This window comes from Cupriavidus sp. CER-90 (assembly GCF_057652055.1).
The window spans coordinates 1,527,071-1,543,657 of sequence record NZ_JBYGYM010000002.1; the positions used below are offsets into that span (position 1 = coordinate 1,527,071).

Here is a 16,587-nt window from a genome sequence, read left to right on the forward strand (position 1 = left end):
AACATGAAGACACTCCATACGATGGCCGCCGCCGCGCTGGTGCTGCTGGCCGCCTCGGGCGCGCACGCGCAGACCGCCGCCAAGGGCGCCAGGGCCGACAAGCCCGTCAAGGTCACCGACGCCGACGTGCGCCAGATGATCGAATCGTCGTTCACGTCGAAGGGCCCGGCCACGGTCGAGGGCGTGATCCACCAGGACGCCACGCAGAAGGCCTGCAGCCAGTACCCGGACCGCCTGCACGTGCCCGCCGCCGTGTCCAAGAAGGTCGAGGCCGCCGAGCTCAAGCAGGTGAAGTACCCGGCCGACAACCACTTCATCGGCGACTGGAAGGAAGGCGAGAAGATCGCCCAGAACGGCCGCGGCATGCAGTTCTCGGACCAGGCGGGCGCGCCCAACGGTGCCAACTGCTACGCCTGCCACCAGCTGACCAAGGCAGAGATCTCGTTCGGCAATATCGGCCCGTCGCTCTATCAATACGGCAAGCTGCGCGGCAATGCGCCGGACGTGGTGCGCTACACGTGGGGCAAGATCTGGGATTCGAACGCGTACAGCGCGTGCTCGAACATGCCACGCTTTGGCCACAAGGGCATCCTGACCGAACAGCAGATCCGCGACGTCATGGCGCTGTTGCTGGACCCGGCCTCGCCGGTCAACCAGTAAGGGCGGCATGATGCGGGCGTGGCGCGTGGCGATGATATGGCTGCTGGCCGTGCTGGGCATGGCCAGCGCGCTCGCCCATGCCGCCGAGGTGGGCGACACCATCCGCCTGCCCGACGTAAAACTGCTGGACGGCCGCACGGTGCCTGCCTCCCAATGGGCGGGCAAGCCGGTGGTGATCGAGTTCTGGGCGTCGTGGTGCCCGTTCTGCGCGCTGCAGAACCCGCGCCTGCAGGCGCTCTACGACAAGACGCGCGGCACGACACTGCAGGTGCTGACCGTCAGCATCGACCGGCAGCCGCAGGAAGCCCTGGCGTACCTGAAGCAGCGCGGCCATACCTTCCCGGCCACGATGGATTCCGACGCGCTGCGCCGCGCCTTTGGCGCCCGCAAGGGCCTGCCCGAGCTGTACGTGCTGGATGGGCAAGGGCGTGTGGTGCAGAAGGAAGTCGGCGAGATGATCGACGACGACGTGGCCGCGCTGGCACGCTACGGCAAGCCCTGAGCCGGCGCGCCGGCGAATCAACGGACAACAGCATGAACCGACGCGAGTTCCTGCAGGTGCTGGCGGTGGCCGGCGCCGGAGGCATGACATTCCCTGGCGGCGACGCCCAGGCGGCCCAGGCCGCCACGCGGCTCTACGACGTGCCGCGCTTCGGCAACGTCCACCTGCTGCACTTCACCGATTGCCACGCGCAGTTGCGGCCCGTGCATTTCCGCGAGCCGAACGTGAACCTGGGCGTGGCCCAGTGGGCCGGCAAGCCGCCGCATCTGGTGGGCGACGCGTTCCTGCGCCAGTACGGCATCGCCCCGGGCAGCGCCACCGCGCACGCGTTCACATATCTGGATTTCACGGAAGCGGCGCGCCGTTACGGCAAGGTGGGCGGGTTTGCCCATCTGTCGACGCTGATCCAGCGCATGAAGGCCAGCCGGCCCGGCGCGCTGCTGCTGGACGGCGGCGATACCTGGCAGGGGTCGGCCACGGCGCTGTGGACCCGGGGGCAGGACATGGTCGATGCCGCGCTGCAGCTTGGCGTCGACGTGATGACGCCGCACTGGGAAATGACGCTCGGCGCGGATCGCGTGAAGCAGATCGTCGACAACGACTTCAAGGGCAAGGTGGCGTTTCTGGCCCAGAACGTGAAGACCAACGACTTCGGCGATCCGGTCTTCGATCCTTACGTGATTCGCGAGATGAATGGTGTGCCGGTGGCCATCATCGGCCAGGCGTTTCCGTACACGCCCATCGCCAACCCGCGCTACCTGGTGCCGGACTGGACCTTCGGCATCCAGGAAGAGAACCTGCAGCAGGTGATCGACGAAGTGCGCGGCAAGGGCGCCAAGGTGGTGGTGCTGCTGTCGCACAACGGCATGGATGTCGATTTGAAGCTGGCGTCGCGCGTGCGCGGGCTCGACGCCATCCTGGGCGGCCACACCCACGACGGCGTGCCGGCCCCGGTGCCGGTGAAGAACGCCGGCGGTGTCACGCTGGTGACCAATGCCGGGTCCAATGGCAAGTTCCTCGGCGTGCTGGACTTCGACGTGCGCAATGGCAAGGTGGCCGACTTCCGCTACAAGCTGCTGCCGGTCTTCGCCAATTACCTGCCGGCCGATCCGACGATGAACGCGCTGATCCAGAAGGTGCGCGCGCCCTACGAGAGCAAGCTGGCCGAAGTGCTGGCCGTGAATCGCGGCCTGCTGTACCGGCGCGGCAACTTCAATGGCACCTTCGACCAGCTGATCCTGGATGGCCTGATGGCCGTGCAAGACGCCCAGATCGCATTTTCGCCAGGTTTCCGCTGGGGCACCACGCTGCTGCCGGGCCAGAACATCACGATGGAAGCCCTGATGGACCAGACCGCCATCACGTACCCGTACACCACCGTGACGCCGATGACCGGCGAGACGATCAAGACCATCCTCGAAGACGTGGCCGACAACCTGTTCAACCCCGATCCGTACTACCAGCAGGGCGGCGACATGGTGCGCGTGGGCGGCCTGCAATACACGATCGACCCCAACCAGCCGATCGGCAAGCGCATCACCGACATGCGCCTGGCCGGCCAGCCGCTGGACGCCAGCAAGACGTACAAGGTAGCCGGCTGGGCCCCGGTGTCCGAGGAAGCCCGCCAGACCGGCGGCGCCCCGATCTGGGACGTGATGGCCCAGTGGCTGCGCGCCACCAAGGAAGTCAGCGCCCGCCCACTGAACCTGCCCACGGTGCGCGGCATGGACGGCAATCCCGGCATGGCGGCGACCTGAAACGCGGGCCAAAGTGTTGGTTCGATGCGATTGAAAGGCCGCTCGCGATTCGGCTACAATCAGTCGCGACGGGCCGATAGCTCAGCTGGGAGAGCGCTGCGTTCGCAATGCAGAGGTCGGGAGTTCGATCCTCCTTCGGTCCACCAGGATTTTCCTTGTAAAACAACGCACTACGTCGAAAGATGTGGTGCGTTGTTTTGCTTTGGAATGCGGGTTTTAGCACTTCGGGCGTGGCAGATTTGTGGCATTTGACCAACGCGCCACATCTGACGCGATGCATGACACTGCGCAACACTGCTGCTAGACTTTGCTCGCCCGCCACGCGCGAGCGTCTGTACCTGACACCGTGACTTCACACCCACAAGGCCAGGCTTCGGTGTCGCCCAGGTCAACTACCGGCCAGCTGCGCTCTGCGCGGTTGGTTCGATGACTACAGAGCCCCTGTTGCATTGCGGGCTCGCCTCGACATCGTGATTTCACACACACAAGGCCGGGCCCCGGTGTCGCCCTGGTCAATCACCGAGTAGTCCAACGGCGCAACTGCTCGATGACCCTAGCCGGCTTATTGGGTTATCGAAATGAGACAGCCATCTGTCGCGATGCCGGCCGTCCTCCTGACGGTCGATCAACTGGCGCAATGCCTCCACAAGTCCGTCGCAAGTGTTCGTAGCGACGCTACGCGCAATCCGCGATCCCTTCCTCCGATTTGTCGTCTGCTTGGTACGAAACGGCTGCTGTGGCGTGCGGAGGATGTCGAGCGTTGGCTGGCCGAACATGTCGCCGGTGTCCCCACAGTCCTTCATGCTCCTAGCGACGGTGTTAAGCATCGGCGCAGGGGAAGGCCAACAAAGACCGAGCAGGTCGCCAAACTGCGGTTACAGGGCTCCGCAGCTAACCAGCAAGCCAATGTCGGGGATTGATCGATGCCCGACGACTTTAACTTGGGCGCGCCATGGCTTCCGTCAACGGAAGATGAGCAATGGCTTTCTCTCCCCGCATCTTCGGCTCGCCTTGCACCACGCCGCCATCTTCAAGGTGACTTCTTTCTTGCGGACATTGCTGATGCGTCCCCCAAGGACGACCTCCTCAGCATTGAGCATCCGTTTTTTGCATTGCGCGCTGGCGACCGGCGTATCCGTACTTACGAACGCAATGGCAATTCCATAACGATCAAGCCAGGCGCAGACGGCTGCGCTACCATCTTTGACAAGGATCTTTGGATCTATTGCATCAGCCAGTTAGTCGAGGCCATAAATCGGGGCCGAACAGATGTGGGAGCAACTGTACGCTTCACCGCGTACGATTTCCTTGTTACGACGAATCGTCCGACTTCCGGCGTTGGCTATCGACGGTTGCTAGGGGCACTTGAACGCCTAAAAGGAACGGTGATTCAGACGAACATAGCCACTGACGGCAAACGAGAGCAGCGCGGTTTCAACATGATAGATGAATACGGTGCGGCCGAAGTTCTCAACAAGCGCTCACCAGCCATTGAGGTCATCCTTCCTGATTGGCTCTGGCACAGCATCAGGGAACGCCGCGTCCTCACCCTGAGCCGCGACTATTTTCGGTTGCGCAAGCCGCTGGACAGGCGAATCTACGAACTAGCACGCAAGCATTGCGGGTCCCAGGCAAGATGGCGAGCCAGGCTGTCGACGCTCCATGCCAAAAGCGGGAGCACGGACACCCTTCCCAAGTTTCGAGCAGCTATCAAGGCAACTGCCGAAGGAAATGAGTTGCCAGTCTATCTGCTCGCGTTGGATCCACACACCGACACGGCTACCTTCTATCCGCGATCCACAGCCGGCCGAAAAGCACAGCTCGCAGATCTCATGAGTTCTCTGAAGAAATCAACAAAGCGAGGTTGTGGATAAGTAGATGCGTCTGTGAAAGACACGTACCTTTACGGACGCTAGACCTGTGAATTGGCACGTACGTTCAGGGACGCTCCTACACGTACGTTCACGGACGCAGATGGCCGGCAAAGGTCGTGTCTTGGCGGGATCCCGCACCCGTAACACGCGCGCGGTTAACGAACTACATATCTATTAACGCTGGATCGAACGCCATGAAGGCTGCGGGAGCGACGGTTCCTCGTGTACATGGCGACCTGGATGGAAGGGCGCCCTACGCAGATTGAAGCCGGATGAGCGTTCAAAAAGCGTCGTGTCACCTCAATGGCGTCCCCTCTTTGCTTGTCTCTCACGGAGTTGCAATAGCACGTGCTTCGTGCGGAGGACCACCCGTCGGCGCGAATGTTGGCGCAGCCAACGCGACAGGCCGCTGCGCTTCTTTTTGAAGACTCTCGGGCCAAGCAGTTGATGGATCTCCCGTTCTTCGCGGATGCGTTCCGCCAGGTGTCTGCGAGTGGTCATTTTGTTGGGTGGCACCGATGCGCCTAGGCGGAGTGGAAAGAAGCGCACGTACGCGAATCCGCCCGTGCACACGTGACACCATCATCCCACGCCGAATCCACCCCCCTGTGTGCCCTATCCCGGGACGTCAGTTCGCTCAGCGAGGTTTGGCAGTGTGTGAGTCGCCGATAAAGCCGCTGCAAAGGCTAAGTGCCAACCCGCTAAAGCTGCGATGTGGGCTCGATAAAGCTTCCGGGCGATGGCCTCAAGAAGGACAAAGATAATGCAAAGCGACGAACGTGGGCAGGATATGTGAAGATAGCTAACCGGAGCCGGTTAGCTATCTTCACTCTCGCTTATTCGCGCCGGTGGCACTCAACGGGTGGATCCTCGCTCCGCGAGGGACCACTTTCTAGCCGCTAAAATTCTCGCTGGACAACGCCCCTGAGCAAGTGCCTCCGTTGTTGGTGCAGGCGGGCCAAGCGGCAAGGTGAGAAGTTACTAGCATCCAGAACAGGCCGACACGTCATCCGATCCGCGTAATCAATGCCTCAGTAGTGAGGAGAGGCCGACTCGCTCGCCAACGCCATACGTAACTTCCCTGCGGTGAAATCGCCGGCCGGTGCAATCGATTGGATGGAATATGTTAGTCGCGACGGGCGCAGCCTGCTTACCGGCCGAACGGAGAACGCATCGGATCCGCTTCGGAAGGAGTTGACCGGTTATACTCGTGTGCCCATTGTTGTCGAGGTATTGGCGCCCCCGCAGCTCGCGAACAGTTTGTGTACGATGGGTTCGGTACCGCAACAGATCTGCACCTGCTACACACTCGACTGAACGAATTTCTATTGAGACTATCGTGCGGCACACACCAGATATATGGCAACTTTAGACTATAAAAAGCACGCTCTAGATGCCGCAGCGAAAAAAGATTCAAGCTCGAAAATCGCACGTAGAATTTATCTATCGTATCCGACTTTCGCATTTTCCGAATGCCCGGAGCGGGAGTTTGAATTAAAAGACAAAATTTCCGATCAATACAAAATTGACATCTTCTCGATTCACTTTTGCGGCTCCGGAAAGACAGGGGAGAGCTATCACAAAGAAAGCACATTTTCACCGGGGAAATCTGACCTTGACGCGGCAATCATCAGTCCAGAACTTTATCTGAAGTATCTAGAAGTCGCCTCGGAGGTGACGGACGAGTTCAGAGACAGGACAAAATTCGCGGATGTTGATGAATTCAAGAGGTTCATCAGTTATCTCCATCGTGGCATATTGATTCCGGAATCTATGCCGAGCTGCGCTGAAAAATTGGAATGGAACAGTTTTTTCAATAACGTCTCGGCCGGCTACGCCGATCTTTTCGATAATGTAAATTGCTGGATATATTCAACCCAAAAAATATTTGAGTTGAAATTTTCCAAAACCATCAACTTAATCAGCAAATCCAAATGATTAGATATCAAGTCAGATCAAAAGAACTCATTGATATCGCCAATGATCTTCGTGAAGGTCGATTAGTAAAATCGCCGTATTTTCAGCGCGACTTGGTTTGGCGCGAAATTCACAAGGTGGATTTCATAAAAACCATTCTAATGGGCCTGCCATTTCCGCAGATATTCATCGCGAAAGGTGAAATTGACGTCGATTCGATGACAACATACTCATGCGTCGTCGATGGACAGCAACGACTAACGGCAATCCAAGAGTTCATTGCCGGGCAGTTCGACGTCGACGGAAAGCATTTCGCCGATCTAGGGGCTGGTGATAAAGAGGAGTTTTTGAAGTACCAAGTCCCAATCATTGACCTCGACATCAAGCAAAACGATCCGACGCTGAAAGAGATTTTCAAGAGACTTAATCGCACATTCTACGCGCTATCGAACATCGAAAAGCTGTCAACCGAATATGCGGCATCTGATTTCATGATCGTAGCCAAAATCTTGGCTGATCAACTTTTCATAATTGACAAGGATGACGAAGAAAACAGCAAGCACCGTGATATTGATCCGCTAATATCAAAAGAAGTCGTAAGAAAGGCGAAGCGTTTCAAGCCAACCGATTTCCAGCATCTCTTGCTTAATTCGGGGGTATTCTCGCCACACGAGATATCCAGAAAAGTTCATCTGAATTTCGCGCTCAACGTGATGGCAACGGTGATAATTGGATGGTATAACAGAAATTCTGGTGTGACGCAGCTTCTGGATTCTTGTACCATGGACTTTGATGAACTTTCCAAGGTGGCAAAGGATCTAGACAATGCCGCTCGATATATCAATGCAATAGGTCTGAACGAAGACTCCTATTGGCTCAATAAGGCTAATCTATACTCGTTGATTGTCGTCCTATACGCAAATTTGGCGGCATTGAAAAGCATGAAGCCTGCAGATACTCACTCGGCACTAAAGAAAGCGGAAAAGAGAATTCCGGACGACTATGCCCTTGCAGCAAAAGAGGCCGTCAACAACAAGCGCGAGAGAGTTATTCGGCACGGTTTCCTGGAGGGTATCCTCATTCCGTAGCGCCGAGTTAGGTCAGTGAGCCCGCCTCGTCTGATAGGACGGTAAGGGTAAAGTTTCTCTGGAGCTACCTGGCGGCCGCCAGGTGCCAGAATCCCACTTATTCCATCAGGCATCAGAAAGGGCCAAGATTAGGCGAGGCGTTTCGCCAACTCCTCGGCGCGCGGATGATAGTAGCGCATCAACATGCGTGGGTCTCTATGGCCAGTGATCTTCTTCAGTTCGTGCATTGGGAAAATCGAGGCCAGGCGCGATGTCGCTTCATGCCGCAAGTCGTGAAAGCGCAGGTCGGTTAGGAACTTCCCATCCGGCGGCTGCTTGGCCGCCTTGCGTTCATCGACGTAGAGCTTACGGGCTCGCGCTACTGCCCGCTCAAAGGCCCTAGTAACGTAAGCGGTGCGTGAGCACCGTATTGACGTAGTCGAGAGCAGCGTTATGAGCGGGCCGGAAGCTGGTCAGTCACAGCCCAAGGCATGAGTTCGTCGACGCGATTGATTGGATGGTCGGCGATGTGCGCCAGCACGAAGCGGAGGTAGGCTTCGGGATCGACGTTGTTGAGCTTGGCCGTTCCGACCAGGCTGTAGATTGCAGCGGCGCGCTCACCACCGGAGTCTGCGCCAGCGAAGAGATAGTTGCGCCGGCCTATGGCAACACCGCGCAACGCACGTTCGACAGGCAAGTTGTCTATTTCCAACCTACCGTCGTCGCAATAGCGAGTCAGCGCCTGCCACCTGTTTAAGGCGTAGAGGATCGCCCGACTCGTATCGGACTTCTTGGAGAGTGTCTCCAGTGTCGCCGCTAACCATGCGCGGAATTGTTCAAGCAAAGGTCCTGCGTGCTCTTGCCGGTAGGCCCGTCGCTCGTCAGGAGGCTTGCCACGGATCGTTTCCTCTACTCCATACAGTTCGCCTATGCGCTGTAGTGCTTCGGTATTCAAGGCATTGGGCCGGGCCGCGTGCAACTCGTAAAACTGTCGTCTTGCATGCGCCCAGCAAGCGGCTTCGGACACTCGCTGGCTCTCATAGATGGCCTGGTATCCGCCGTAGGCGTCGGCCTGCAGCGTACCGCTGAACGATTCGAGGTGCCGCTGAGGGTGGATGCCCTTGCGATCCGGGGTGTAGGCGAACCAGACCGCTGGCGGCGTCATGTCACACGATGCTCGGTCGTCGCGGACGTAGACCCACAGTCGTCCCGTCTTCGTCCTGCCGTTACCCGGGGCAAGCACAGGAACCGGCGTATCGTCAGCATGCAACTTCGACGCCGCCATCACGTGACGGCGCAGCGCCTCCACTAGCGGCTGCAACAACGCGGCGCTGTGACCCACCCACTTCGCAAGCAGCGAGCGATCGAGTTCCACACCTTCGCGTGCGTAGATGACCGATTGCCGATAGAGCGGAAGGTGGTCGGCGAACTTCGAGACCAATACGTGGGCTAGCAGACCAGGACCCGCCATGCCTCGGTCGATCGGTCGGCTTGGGGCCGGTGCCTGCACAATGCTGTCGCAGCAAGAGCATGCGAACTTCGGGCGCACGTGGTGGATGACGCGGAAGCTTGCCGGCACATACTCGAGTTGCTCGGCGACGTCCTCACCTAGCGGCTTCATTGGAGCACCGCAGTCTGCGCAACGCTCAGCCGACACGGGAAGGTGCACTTGGACGTCGCGCGGGAGATGCGCGGGCAACGGCTTGCGCTGTGTCTGTTCAGCCAGTATGCGGGGCGTACGGGGAATCTTGTTCGGCACCGCGCCCTCATCCGCCTCGAGTTCCTCCAGTCGTAGTTCGAGCTGTTCGATCTGATGGTCCAGCTTCTCCGACTTGCGGCCGAATTGCATGCGACGCAGCTTTGCGATCAGCAGCTTCAGGTGCTCGATCTCGGCTTTGCTTGTCGCGATGGCACATTGCTGGGAGTCGACAACATCCTGCAACTGCCTGAGCTTCTCGTCGCGTTCGAGCAGGAGACTCTTGAGGGTCTCGATGTCGTCGGGAAGGATGTCGGCAGAAGTCATGCCGACAGTCTAGGTGCCAGTGCCGAGGTTTACAACGCCGAGATGGGCTGCGCAGTGCGCATCGGCTGGCGCCAGTCGATACCTTCAAGAAGCATCGCGAGTTGTGCGGGGCTCAGGCACACCGTACCACTCGTTGCCTGTGGCCAGATGAAGCGGCCCTTCTCGAGCCGTTTCATAAGCAGGCACATTCCATCGCCGCTCCACCACAGAACCTTCAGAAGGTCCCCGCGTCTACCGCGGAAGACAAAGACATGCCCGCTGAATGGGTCACGCTCGAGAACAGTCTGAACCTTTGCGGCAAGACTATTGAAGCCGGCTCGCATGTCCGTCACGCCTGCAGCTAGCCAGACCCGTGTGCCAGCAGGCAATCCCAGCATCATGGCACGTCTCGCAGACTGGCCAGAACGACGCGCAATGCATCGAGGTCGGTGGGACCTTCAAAGCGCACGCGAAGGACTCCGCATTCAACTATGACAACCGATTGCCGCGTAGACAGCGGTGCAATTTGTACAGGAAGGAACGATTGCTCTGGGGCTTGCGGTAACGCTTCCGGCTGGGCGCGGCCCGCCCGGTCACGTCGCCACTTGGCCACCAGGTTCGCGTTTAGCCCATGCTCCTTGGCGACCTCGGAGATCGAGCGCTCTGGATGGTTTGCCTCGGAGACAACCATCTCCCGAAACTCCCTGGAGTAGTTCTTCGAACCCGGGCGCCGCCCTCGTGCACGTGCTTCCATTTTTCTGATTCCCACCAGATCTGGTGGGAATCAGAATGCCTAAGCAATCCCCATGTGAACAGACGGCCTTCAGGACACGCTTACCTAGTAACAGCATCACCGCGAATTTTGAACACGCGGCCTAGGTCGGCCCCCTCGCCATCGCGGGCTATATCCTTGGCCTCACCGTATGTGATTTGCAGGGTCTGAAACACCGCAATGGCGCGCGAGGACAGTGGCACGTCCCGAGCGCTGCCGTTCTTTGTAGAAGGCAGATGTGCGACACGCCGTTTCAAGTCCACATGTTCCCAGCGTAACGCTACGATTTCGCCGCGGCGCATTGCCGTTTCGACGGCCAGCCAGATGATAGATGGCAGCAGAACCGAGCCACTAGCCGCCACAACACGTTCAAGCTCACCATCCTGCGCGCCACGATCCGAGTCGACATCGTCCGCCCCAGGTGCATCGGCAGCGGGATTACCAACGACAATGCGACGCGTCCGCGCATTGTCGGGCTGCGGCTTACGTACCAACTCTACCGGGTTAAACAGGCTCCCCATTCCTTGCGGGCGATGCTGAACACGTGCGATGCCACAGCCAATCGGCGAAGAATCGTTGCTGGCCGATACACTTTCAACCATTCGTCGCGAAGCCTCGCCACATCGGCGCTACGAATTGACGCCAAGGGGCGTGCGGCGAGATTTGTGGCTTTGAGAGTCCTGAGGACCGAAGTTTCGGGGCCTGCGCCCTTCTTGGCGGCCGAAATTTCCTCTTCATAGCGAGTTAGCGCTTCATAGAAGGTAGTCGCTTCCGCCTCCCCGCGGCTAAGCCATACGCCGCGCGACATTTCAGATTCAATCATGCAGGCCCAAGCCTCCGCTTCGGCCTTCGTATTGAATGTCTTACTTTGGGCCGGATATCCACGTCGGCGTATCTGGGCCTCCCACTGATACTGGCCTCGCTTACGGATGGTTGCCAATTTCTTAGAATCTTCCAGTTAGTGTGGCAAGATTGTGGTAAATAAGGCTCTATATGGCTAGATCCATTGATTCTATTGGCTCTATTTTTACATTCGCAATGCAGAGGTCGGGAGTTCGATCCTCCTTCGGTCCACCAGGATTTTCCTTGTAAAACAACGTACTACGTCGAAAGATGTGGTGCGTTGTTTTGCTTTGGGGGCAAGGTGTTTGCTCATTGTCAGGTGCCAATGGCGCGCATTTGATCTGCCCGACGCCGCCGCCGTCATTCCACCATCCCTCCGTCACTATTCAAGCGAACGGCGATTGATCACTCTGCATTCCTCCGGTCGCATAGAGGGCGCTCTTCAGCGCACAACCGGAGGATCCCAATGTGGAACGAAAAGCTTGCTAAATCGATCACCTATGCGTTCGCCACGATCGGCGCACAGACGGAACGCGGTGGAACCGTAACCAAGGTCAGCACGCAAGCCGCGATCAATGGACTTGGACTTGCGTGCGTCGGCGACACCGTGACATACGCCGATGGGACCACGGCCTTCATTAGCGATGGTGCGGGCTCGGCCGCCGTCTGGGAAGGCAAGCCGGTGGCGCTCGTCGGCTCGACTCTGAGTAACGGCGACAAAATGACAAAGGGTGCGCAGGACGGCGCCGGAATTGCCGTCTGCGATGGTGAATCGATCCCTGGTCTGTTCGACCCGTCCTATGTCTCGCCATCGCGCACCAGTACGGAGATCGGAGGCGGGGATGCGTAAAGCCGCTATCAGACATGCTGACCCAACCACCACAGGCGGTGTCGTGCTCGCTCTTTCATCGACCATTTTTGACGACGGAAAGCGTGTTGCACTGAGCGGGGATGAAGCCACTTGTGGCAAATGTAAAGGCACGCACCGCATTTTGGGGACTGGCAAGGGTATATCAGAGCAAGGGCGGGATGTCGTAGTCGACGGTGACCATGTGCTTTGCCCCTGCGGAAAGAATCGCGTCATGGTCGGTGTGGCGCCTGGGATGTTTCTTCAACTTGGAGATCTACCCGATCGCCGGGCAGCGACGGAGGAGCCTTCCAAAACCGTCGCTAACACACCGCAGCCATACGACCAGCGTATTCAAATACTCGACGAACTCTCCGGCCGACCACTGGCGGGCCTGCATTACCGCCTGTCATATGAAATCGAGACGCTTGAAGGCATCACGGACGAACAAGGAATGACAGCGCGCATCGCGGCCGATTACGCGGCAACGATTAACGTCGAGATCTTCGGTAAGGAAGGCTGATGCAACCGATCAAGACAATTCAGGTTCGCCTCACCCCCGCGCAAGACCGAGCTCCGGCCCAGGTCTATGTGCTCCGCCCTCGGGGCACCTTGTATTGGGATGGCGCGGGTCTCGATGGGGACTACATATCGCCGACTGCGAAGGCGTTCAAATTGGCCGGTATTTCCTCGTTTCGTGTCGGGCTCACGAATACCGCCACAAAGACTTTCCTGGGCGATGCTGGCACGTTTGTCGATGCGCTCCGGGCTGGCCTCACCATCCGGTACGAGGATAGCGGCGAGTGGGTAATCAAGTCGGGGATGAGCCCATCGGCCGAGCAGTTCAATTTGATCGGCTACAGCTATGGCTCTCTCCTGGCTGCGCAGACTGCGAACTTTTACGCGTCACGTGGTCACTCTGTGGATCATCTGGTCTTGATTGGTAGTCCGATCGATGCGAAGTTTCTGCGCAAGCTGCGCACTCACAAGCACATCCGCAAGGTGATCGTGATCGATCTTCTGGAGCACGGCGATCCGATCTACGCAGGAATATCGCAATTGGAACTGATCGCAGTTTCGCCGGTGCTCGCGGCTCAGATGCGAGCGCGCACAGGATATGGTCATTTTTACTATGCAGACATGACGTCAGACCTGCCAGCAAGGCTTGATGCGCTTGCAGCGCGAATCGTTGCCGAAGGGGTTGCCTGACCATGGGACGATCGCTCTTCCTGCTCGCAGCCACCCTGATTCCGGGGTCCTTTATCGGTCTGGCGCTCTACTACATCGCCGCAAGGCCAACCAAGAACGACTTCTTCGTCGGGCCCGTTGGCTTCTATACGGCGCTGGTACTCTTGTTGGACCTTGTCATCGGCATTGCAGGCCTGGCCGGATTCCTGCACTTGCTGTGGGTGAGTCCAGCCGAACGTAGCAAGGCTTGCCTGATTGCGGGGCTCGCCCTGGTTGCGCTCGTCGGCACCTATGGCCTGGCGATGCAAATCCTGCGATTCGTGCGTCCGCAGGTATTGTGACGACGGCGGGGTGGCAGCGGACCCGACCGTCAATTCTTGTGCATTTTCATCCCGCGATTCGTGGTTCGCACAAGAAATGCTACCGTTCCACCTATCGCCCACCCTCTGTCTTCACCCATGCGTGAACCGCACGTCGCTCCCGCCCTTGGCGCCGACAACCTTGATGCCGAAGCCCGCCATCTGGCTGGGCGGCGGTCCACGCTGGTCAGCGTTTTTGTCAATATTGGCCTGACGATTGCCCAGGGCGTGATTGGGGTCGTCGCCGGCTCACAGGCGCTGGTGGCCGATTCGCTTCATTCGCTGTCCGACCTCGTTTCCGATTTTGTCGTGCTGTTTGCCGGCCATCACAGCCGCAAGGGGGCCGATACCGATCACCCGTACGGGCATCAGCGGTTCGAGACGGCGGCCTCGCTGGCGCTGGGCGCGCTGCTGCTGGCAGTGGGCGTGGGCATGCTGTGGGCGGCGGTTGGCAAGATCCAGCATCCGGACGGGGCGCAGCCGGTGCAGACGGTGGCGTTGTGGGTGGCGCTGGCGGCGCTGGCGGCCAAGGAGGGGCTGTTCCGCTACATGCTGCGCGTGGCGGAGCGGGTCAGGTCGAGCATGCTGGTGGCCAATGCCTGGCATGCGCGGTCCGATGCGGCGTCGTCACTGGTGGTGGCGCTGGGCATTGGCGGCAACCTGCTCGGGTATCACGTGCTCGATCCCGTGGCGGCCATCGTGGTGGGCTTGATGGTGTCGCGCATGGGCCTGCGATTTGGCTGGGATGCGATGAACGACCTGATGGACCGCGCCGCCGACGAGGATGTAGTGGCCAGCCTGCGCGACGCGATGCTGGCTACCCCCGGCGTGCTGGGCCTGCATGACCTGAAGACCCGCAAGATGGGGGACATGATCCTGGTCGACGTGCACCTGGAGATCCAGGCCGACCTGACCGTCGAGCAGGGCCACGCGATTGCCACCGAGGCGCGCCGTCGCGCGATGGCGCGCGACGACGTCCTGAACGTCATGACGCATGTGGACCCGGTCCGGGTGCCACGCACGCAGCCGGCGCCGGCCGCGTCAGCGTAGGTCGCTGCGCCGGTACAGGCTCAGGCCCACGGCCAGGAAGGCCAGCATGCCGGCACAGCCCCGGTTGATCCACTGCACGGCCCGCGCCGACAGCGTCCGCACCGCGTGGCGGCCGCCGAACGCGTAGATCGCCATCATCACCATATCCATCAGCGCGGCAATCACGGCCAGGATCACGTACTGGATGGCCACGGGCTTGTCCGCGTGGACGAACTGCGGCACGAAGGCCGACGTGAACAGGATGGTCTTGGGGTTCGACAGGGCCACGAACAGCGCGCGCAGGAAGGCCGCGCGGCCGCTGGCCGACGTGGCGTCCGACGTTGCCACCAGTTCCCGCGTGGGCGCCCGCCACATCGAGACCGCCAGGAAGAACAGGTAGGCGGCGCCGATCCACTTGATCGCCGTGAAGAGGTGCTCGGATGCCTGCAGCACCGCGCCAAGCCCGCAGCCCACGGCGCCGATCAGGATCAGGTCGGCCAGCGCGGCCCCGGCGATGCCACAGGCGGCCACGCGCATCGGGCGGGTGGCGCCGTTGCTCAGGGCCAGCAACATCGTCGGGCCCGGTGTGACCATGACGGCGGCTACCGCAATCAGGTAGAGAAAGAGAGTTGTGCTGTCCATCGAACGCGCTCCGGAAAGGCGCCGCATTGGCGACGCGTCAGTGTGAGCCGATTTGCGCCGATATGCACGTGCTTCCTGTGGATAACCGCGTGAACAAACCTGTGGGCGGGCCTGGGGGCGGCTTGTGGGACGGCTGTGGGGTGGCTGTGGACGTATACGCACAACCCGGCACGTATACGTCAGCGCCCTGGCCCAATCCTGCGGTTACCCACCCCCGTCCACGTCCGCGCCGCACGGTTTCCCATAGGGTTATCTGTTCTGTAACCCATTGATTGAAAAGGAAGAAGCGGGGTTATCCACGGCCGCGGACTGGTGTTAACCATTACTACTACTATGTATGTATACGTAAACAATATCGGTATACGTATACGGACCGTTGCGCGAAACGCGCCGGGGCAGCCCGCCGCCCACCCATAGACCCCTAGCGCGGCACCTTGAAGGCCTTGCGCGCCCGGAGCACCGCGGCACGCGTCGAGCAGCCGTCCATGTGATCGTTGACCAGCCCCATGGCCTGCATCAGCGCGTACATCGTGGTCGGGCCGACAAACTTCCAGCCGCGCTTCTTGAGATCTTTCGACAGCGCCGTCGATTCCGGGCTGACGGCCATCGTGCGCAGCACGTCGGGCGTCAGCGTCTTGGGTCGGCTTTTCGGGTCGGGCTCGAACTTCCAGAAATAGGCCGCCAGCGACGGCTCGGTCTTCAGCAGTTCCTGGGCGCACTTGGCGTTGTGGATGGCGGCCTCGATCTTGCCGCGATGGCGCACGATGCCGGCATCGCCCAGCAGCCGCTCCACGTCGCGCTCGGTAAATCGCGCCACCTTGTCGATCTCGAAATTGGCGAAGGCCTTGCGGAAGGCCTCGCGCTTGCGCAGGATGGTCAGCCAGCTCAGGCCGGACTGGAAGCCTTCCAGGCACAGCTTTTCGAACAGGCGCCGGTCGTCGTCCACCGGAAAGCCCCATTCGTTGTCGTGATAGTGGCAGTAGTCCTCCAGATCCCCGCACCAGCCGCAGCGTACCGGGGTCTGCGGCGCGGATGTCGTCGTCATTCGTCTTCGCTCCTTGGGTCCATGGCGCACACGGCGCCGCAGCGATCATGCGCCCGGAAGGCCACGCCGTAAAGACCGCGACC

The 16,587-nt window shown here is 59.8% G+C and carries 16 protein-coding genes, 1 tRNA gene and 2 pseudogenes; 12 read left to right on the forward strand and 7 right to left on the reverse strand.

The window, feature by feature from the left end; translation table 11 throughout:
* Positions 1-3 precede the first annotated feature (3 nt).
* From soxX to AC24R4_RS17580, 7 genes are all read left to right on the forward strand, one after another.
* A complete protein-coding gene (gene soxX / locus AC24R4_RS17550; protein WP_400394363.1) occupies positions 4-660 on the forward strand; it encodes a sulfur oxidation c-type cytochrome SoxX in 657 nt (218 codons plus the stop codon).
* 10 nt (positions 661-670) lie between these two features.
* Positions 671-1,162 (forward strand): TlpA disulfide reductase family protein, encoded by a 492-nt coding sequence (locus AC24R4_RS17555; protein WP_400394372.1) that lies wholly within the window; start codon positions 671-673, stop codon positions 1,160-1,162.
* A 32-nt stretch (positions 1,163-1,194) separates the two neighbouring features.
* On the forward strand, positions 1,195-2,919 hold the full coding sequence (gene soxB / locus AC24R4_RS17560; protein WP_400394362.1) for a thiosulfohydrolase SoxB: 1,725 nt from the start codon (positions 1,195-1,197) through the stop codon (positions 2,917-2,919).
* Positions 2,920-2,989: 70 nt separating this feature from the next.
* A tRNA-Ala gene (locus AC24R4_RS17565) sits at positions 2,990-3,065 on the forward strand.
* A 777-nt stretch (positions 3,066-3,842) separates the two neighbouring features.
* A complete protein-coding gene (locus AC24R4_RS17570) occupies positions 3,843-4,793 on the forward strand; it encodes a replication initiator protein A (protein WP_487523417.1) in 951 nt (316 codons plus the stop codon).
* A gap of 1,359 nt (positions 4,794-6,152) precedes the next feature.
* On the forward strand, positions 6,153-6,731 hold the full coding sequence (locus AC24R4_RS17575; protein WP_487523418.1) for a hypothetical protein: 579 nt from the start codon (positions 6,153-6,155) through the stop codon (positions 6,729-6,731).
* Complete coding sequence (locus AC24R4_RS17580; protein WP_487523419.1) at positions 6,728-7,798, forward strand: DUF262 domain-containing protein; 1,071 nt, start codon at positions 6,728-6,730, stop codon at positions 7,796-7,798. The genes AC24R4_RS17575 and AC24R4_RS17580 overlap by 4 nt, the downstream gene beginning before the upstream one ends.
* A 128-nt stretch (positions 7,799-7,926) precedes the next feature.
* Here AC24R4_RS17580 and AC24R4_RS17585 read toward each other — a convergent pair.
* From AC24R4_RS17585 to AC24R4_RS17605, 5 genes and pseudogenes are all read right to left on the reverse strand, one after another.
* Positions 7,927-8,184 (reverse strand): annotated as a pseudogene (locus AC24R4_RS17585) (tyrosine-type recombinase/integrase); the annotation flags it as partial.
* Positions 8,185-8,228: 44 nt separating this feature from the next.
* Positions 8,229-9,800, reverse strand: a complete 1,572-nt coding sequence (tnpC, locus tag AC24R4_RS17590) for an IS66 family transposase (RefSeq protein WP_487522327.1) — start codon at positions 9,798-9,800, stop codon at positions 8,229-8,231.
* Between the two features lie 29 nt (positions 9,801-9,829).
* Positions 9,830-10,180: an IS66 family insertion sequence element accessory protein TnpB gene (gene tnpB, locus AC24R4_RS17595; RefSeq protein WP_487522328.1), complete on the reverse strand. Its 351-nt coding sequence runs from the start codon at positions 10,178-10,180 to the stop codon at positions 9,830-9,832.
* Positions 10,177-10,533 (reverse strand): IS66-like element accessory protein TnpA, encoded by a 357-nt coding sequence (tnpA, locus tag AC24R4_RS17600; protein ID WP_487522329.1) that lies wholly within the window; start codon positions 10,531-10,533, stop codon positions 10,177-10,179. The genes tnpB and tnpA overlap by 4 nt, the downstream gene beginning before the upstream one ends.
* An 83-nt stretch (positions 10,534-10,616) precedes the next feature.
* Positions 10,617-11,491, reverse strand: a pseudogene (locus AC24R4_RS17605) (tyrosine-type recombinase/integrase); the annotation flags it as partial.
* A 369-nt stretch (positions 11,492-11,860) separates the two neighbouring features.
* Here AC24R4_RS17605 and AC24R4_RS17610 point away from each other — a divergent pair.
* The 5 genes from AC24R4_RS17610 (at position 11,861) to AC24R4_RS17630 (ending at position 14,838) form a co-directional block, all read left to right on the forward strand.
* Positions 11,861-12,244: a PAAR domain-containing protein gene (locus AC24R4_RS17610; RefSeq protein ID WP_487523420.1), complete on the forward strand. Its 384-nt coding sequence runs from the start codon at positions 11,861-11,863 to the stop codon at positions 12,242-12,244.
* Positions 12,237-12,764, forward strand: a complete 528-nt coding sequence (locus AC24R4_RS17615) for a PAAR domain-containing protein (RefSeq protein ID WP_487523421.1) — start codon at positions 12,237-12,239, stop codon at positions 12,762-12,764. Before AC24R4_RS17610 ends, AC24R4_RS17615 begins: the two co-directional genes overlap by 8 nt.
* Complete coding sequence (locus AC24R4_RS17620) at positions 12,764-13,450, forward strand: thioesterase domain-containing protein (RefSeq protein WP_487523422.1); 687 nt, start codon at positions 12,764-12,766, stop codon at positions 13,448-13,450. The genes AC24R4_RS17615 and AC24R4_RS17620 overlap by 1 nt, the downstream gene beginning before the upstream one ends.
* 2 nt (positions 13,451-13,452) lie before the next feature.
* Positions 13,453-13,770, forward strand: a complete 318-nt coding sequence (locus AC24R4_RS17625) for a hypothetical protein (protein WP_487523423.1) — start codon at positions 13,453-13,455, stop codon at positions 13,768-13,770.
* A 117-nt stretch (positions 13,771-13,887) separates the two neighbouring features.
* Positions 13,888-14,838: a cation diffusion facilitator family transporter gene (locus AC24R4_RS17630; protein WP_487523424.1), complete on the forward strand. Its 951-nt coding sequence runs from the start codon at positions 13,888-13,890 to the stop codon at positions 14,836-14,838.
* Here the strand turns inward: AC24R4_RS17630 and AC24R4_RS17635 are convergent.
* Together AC24R4_RS17635 and AC24R4_RS17640 are read right to left on the reverse strand one after the other, a co-directional pair.
* Positions 14,830-15,459 (reverse strand): LysE family translocator, encoded by a 630-nt coding sequence (locus tag AC24R4_RS17635; RefSeq protein ID WP_487523425.1) that lies wholly within the window; start codon positions 15,457-15,459, stop codon positions 14,830-14,832. The two genes, AC24R4_RS17630 and AC24R4_RS17635, sit on opposite strands and share 9 nt — an antisense overlap.
* A 421-nt stretch (positions 15,460-15,880) precedes the next feature.
* A complete protein-coding gene (locus AC24R4_RS17640) occupies positions 15,881-16,504 on the reverse strand; it encodes a DNA-3-methyladenine glycosylase I (protein WP_400395983.1) in 624 nt (207 codons plus the stop codon).
* Between the last annotated feature and the right edge of the window lie 83 nt (positions 16,505-16,587).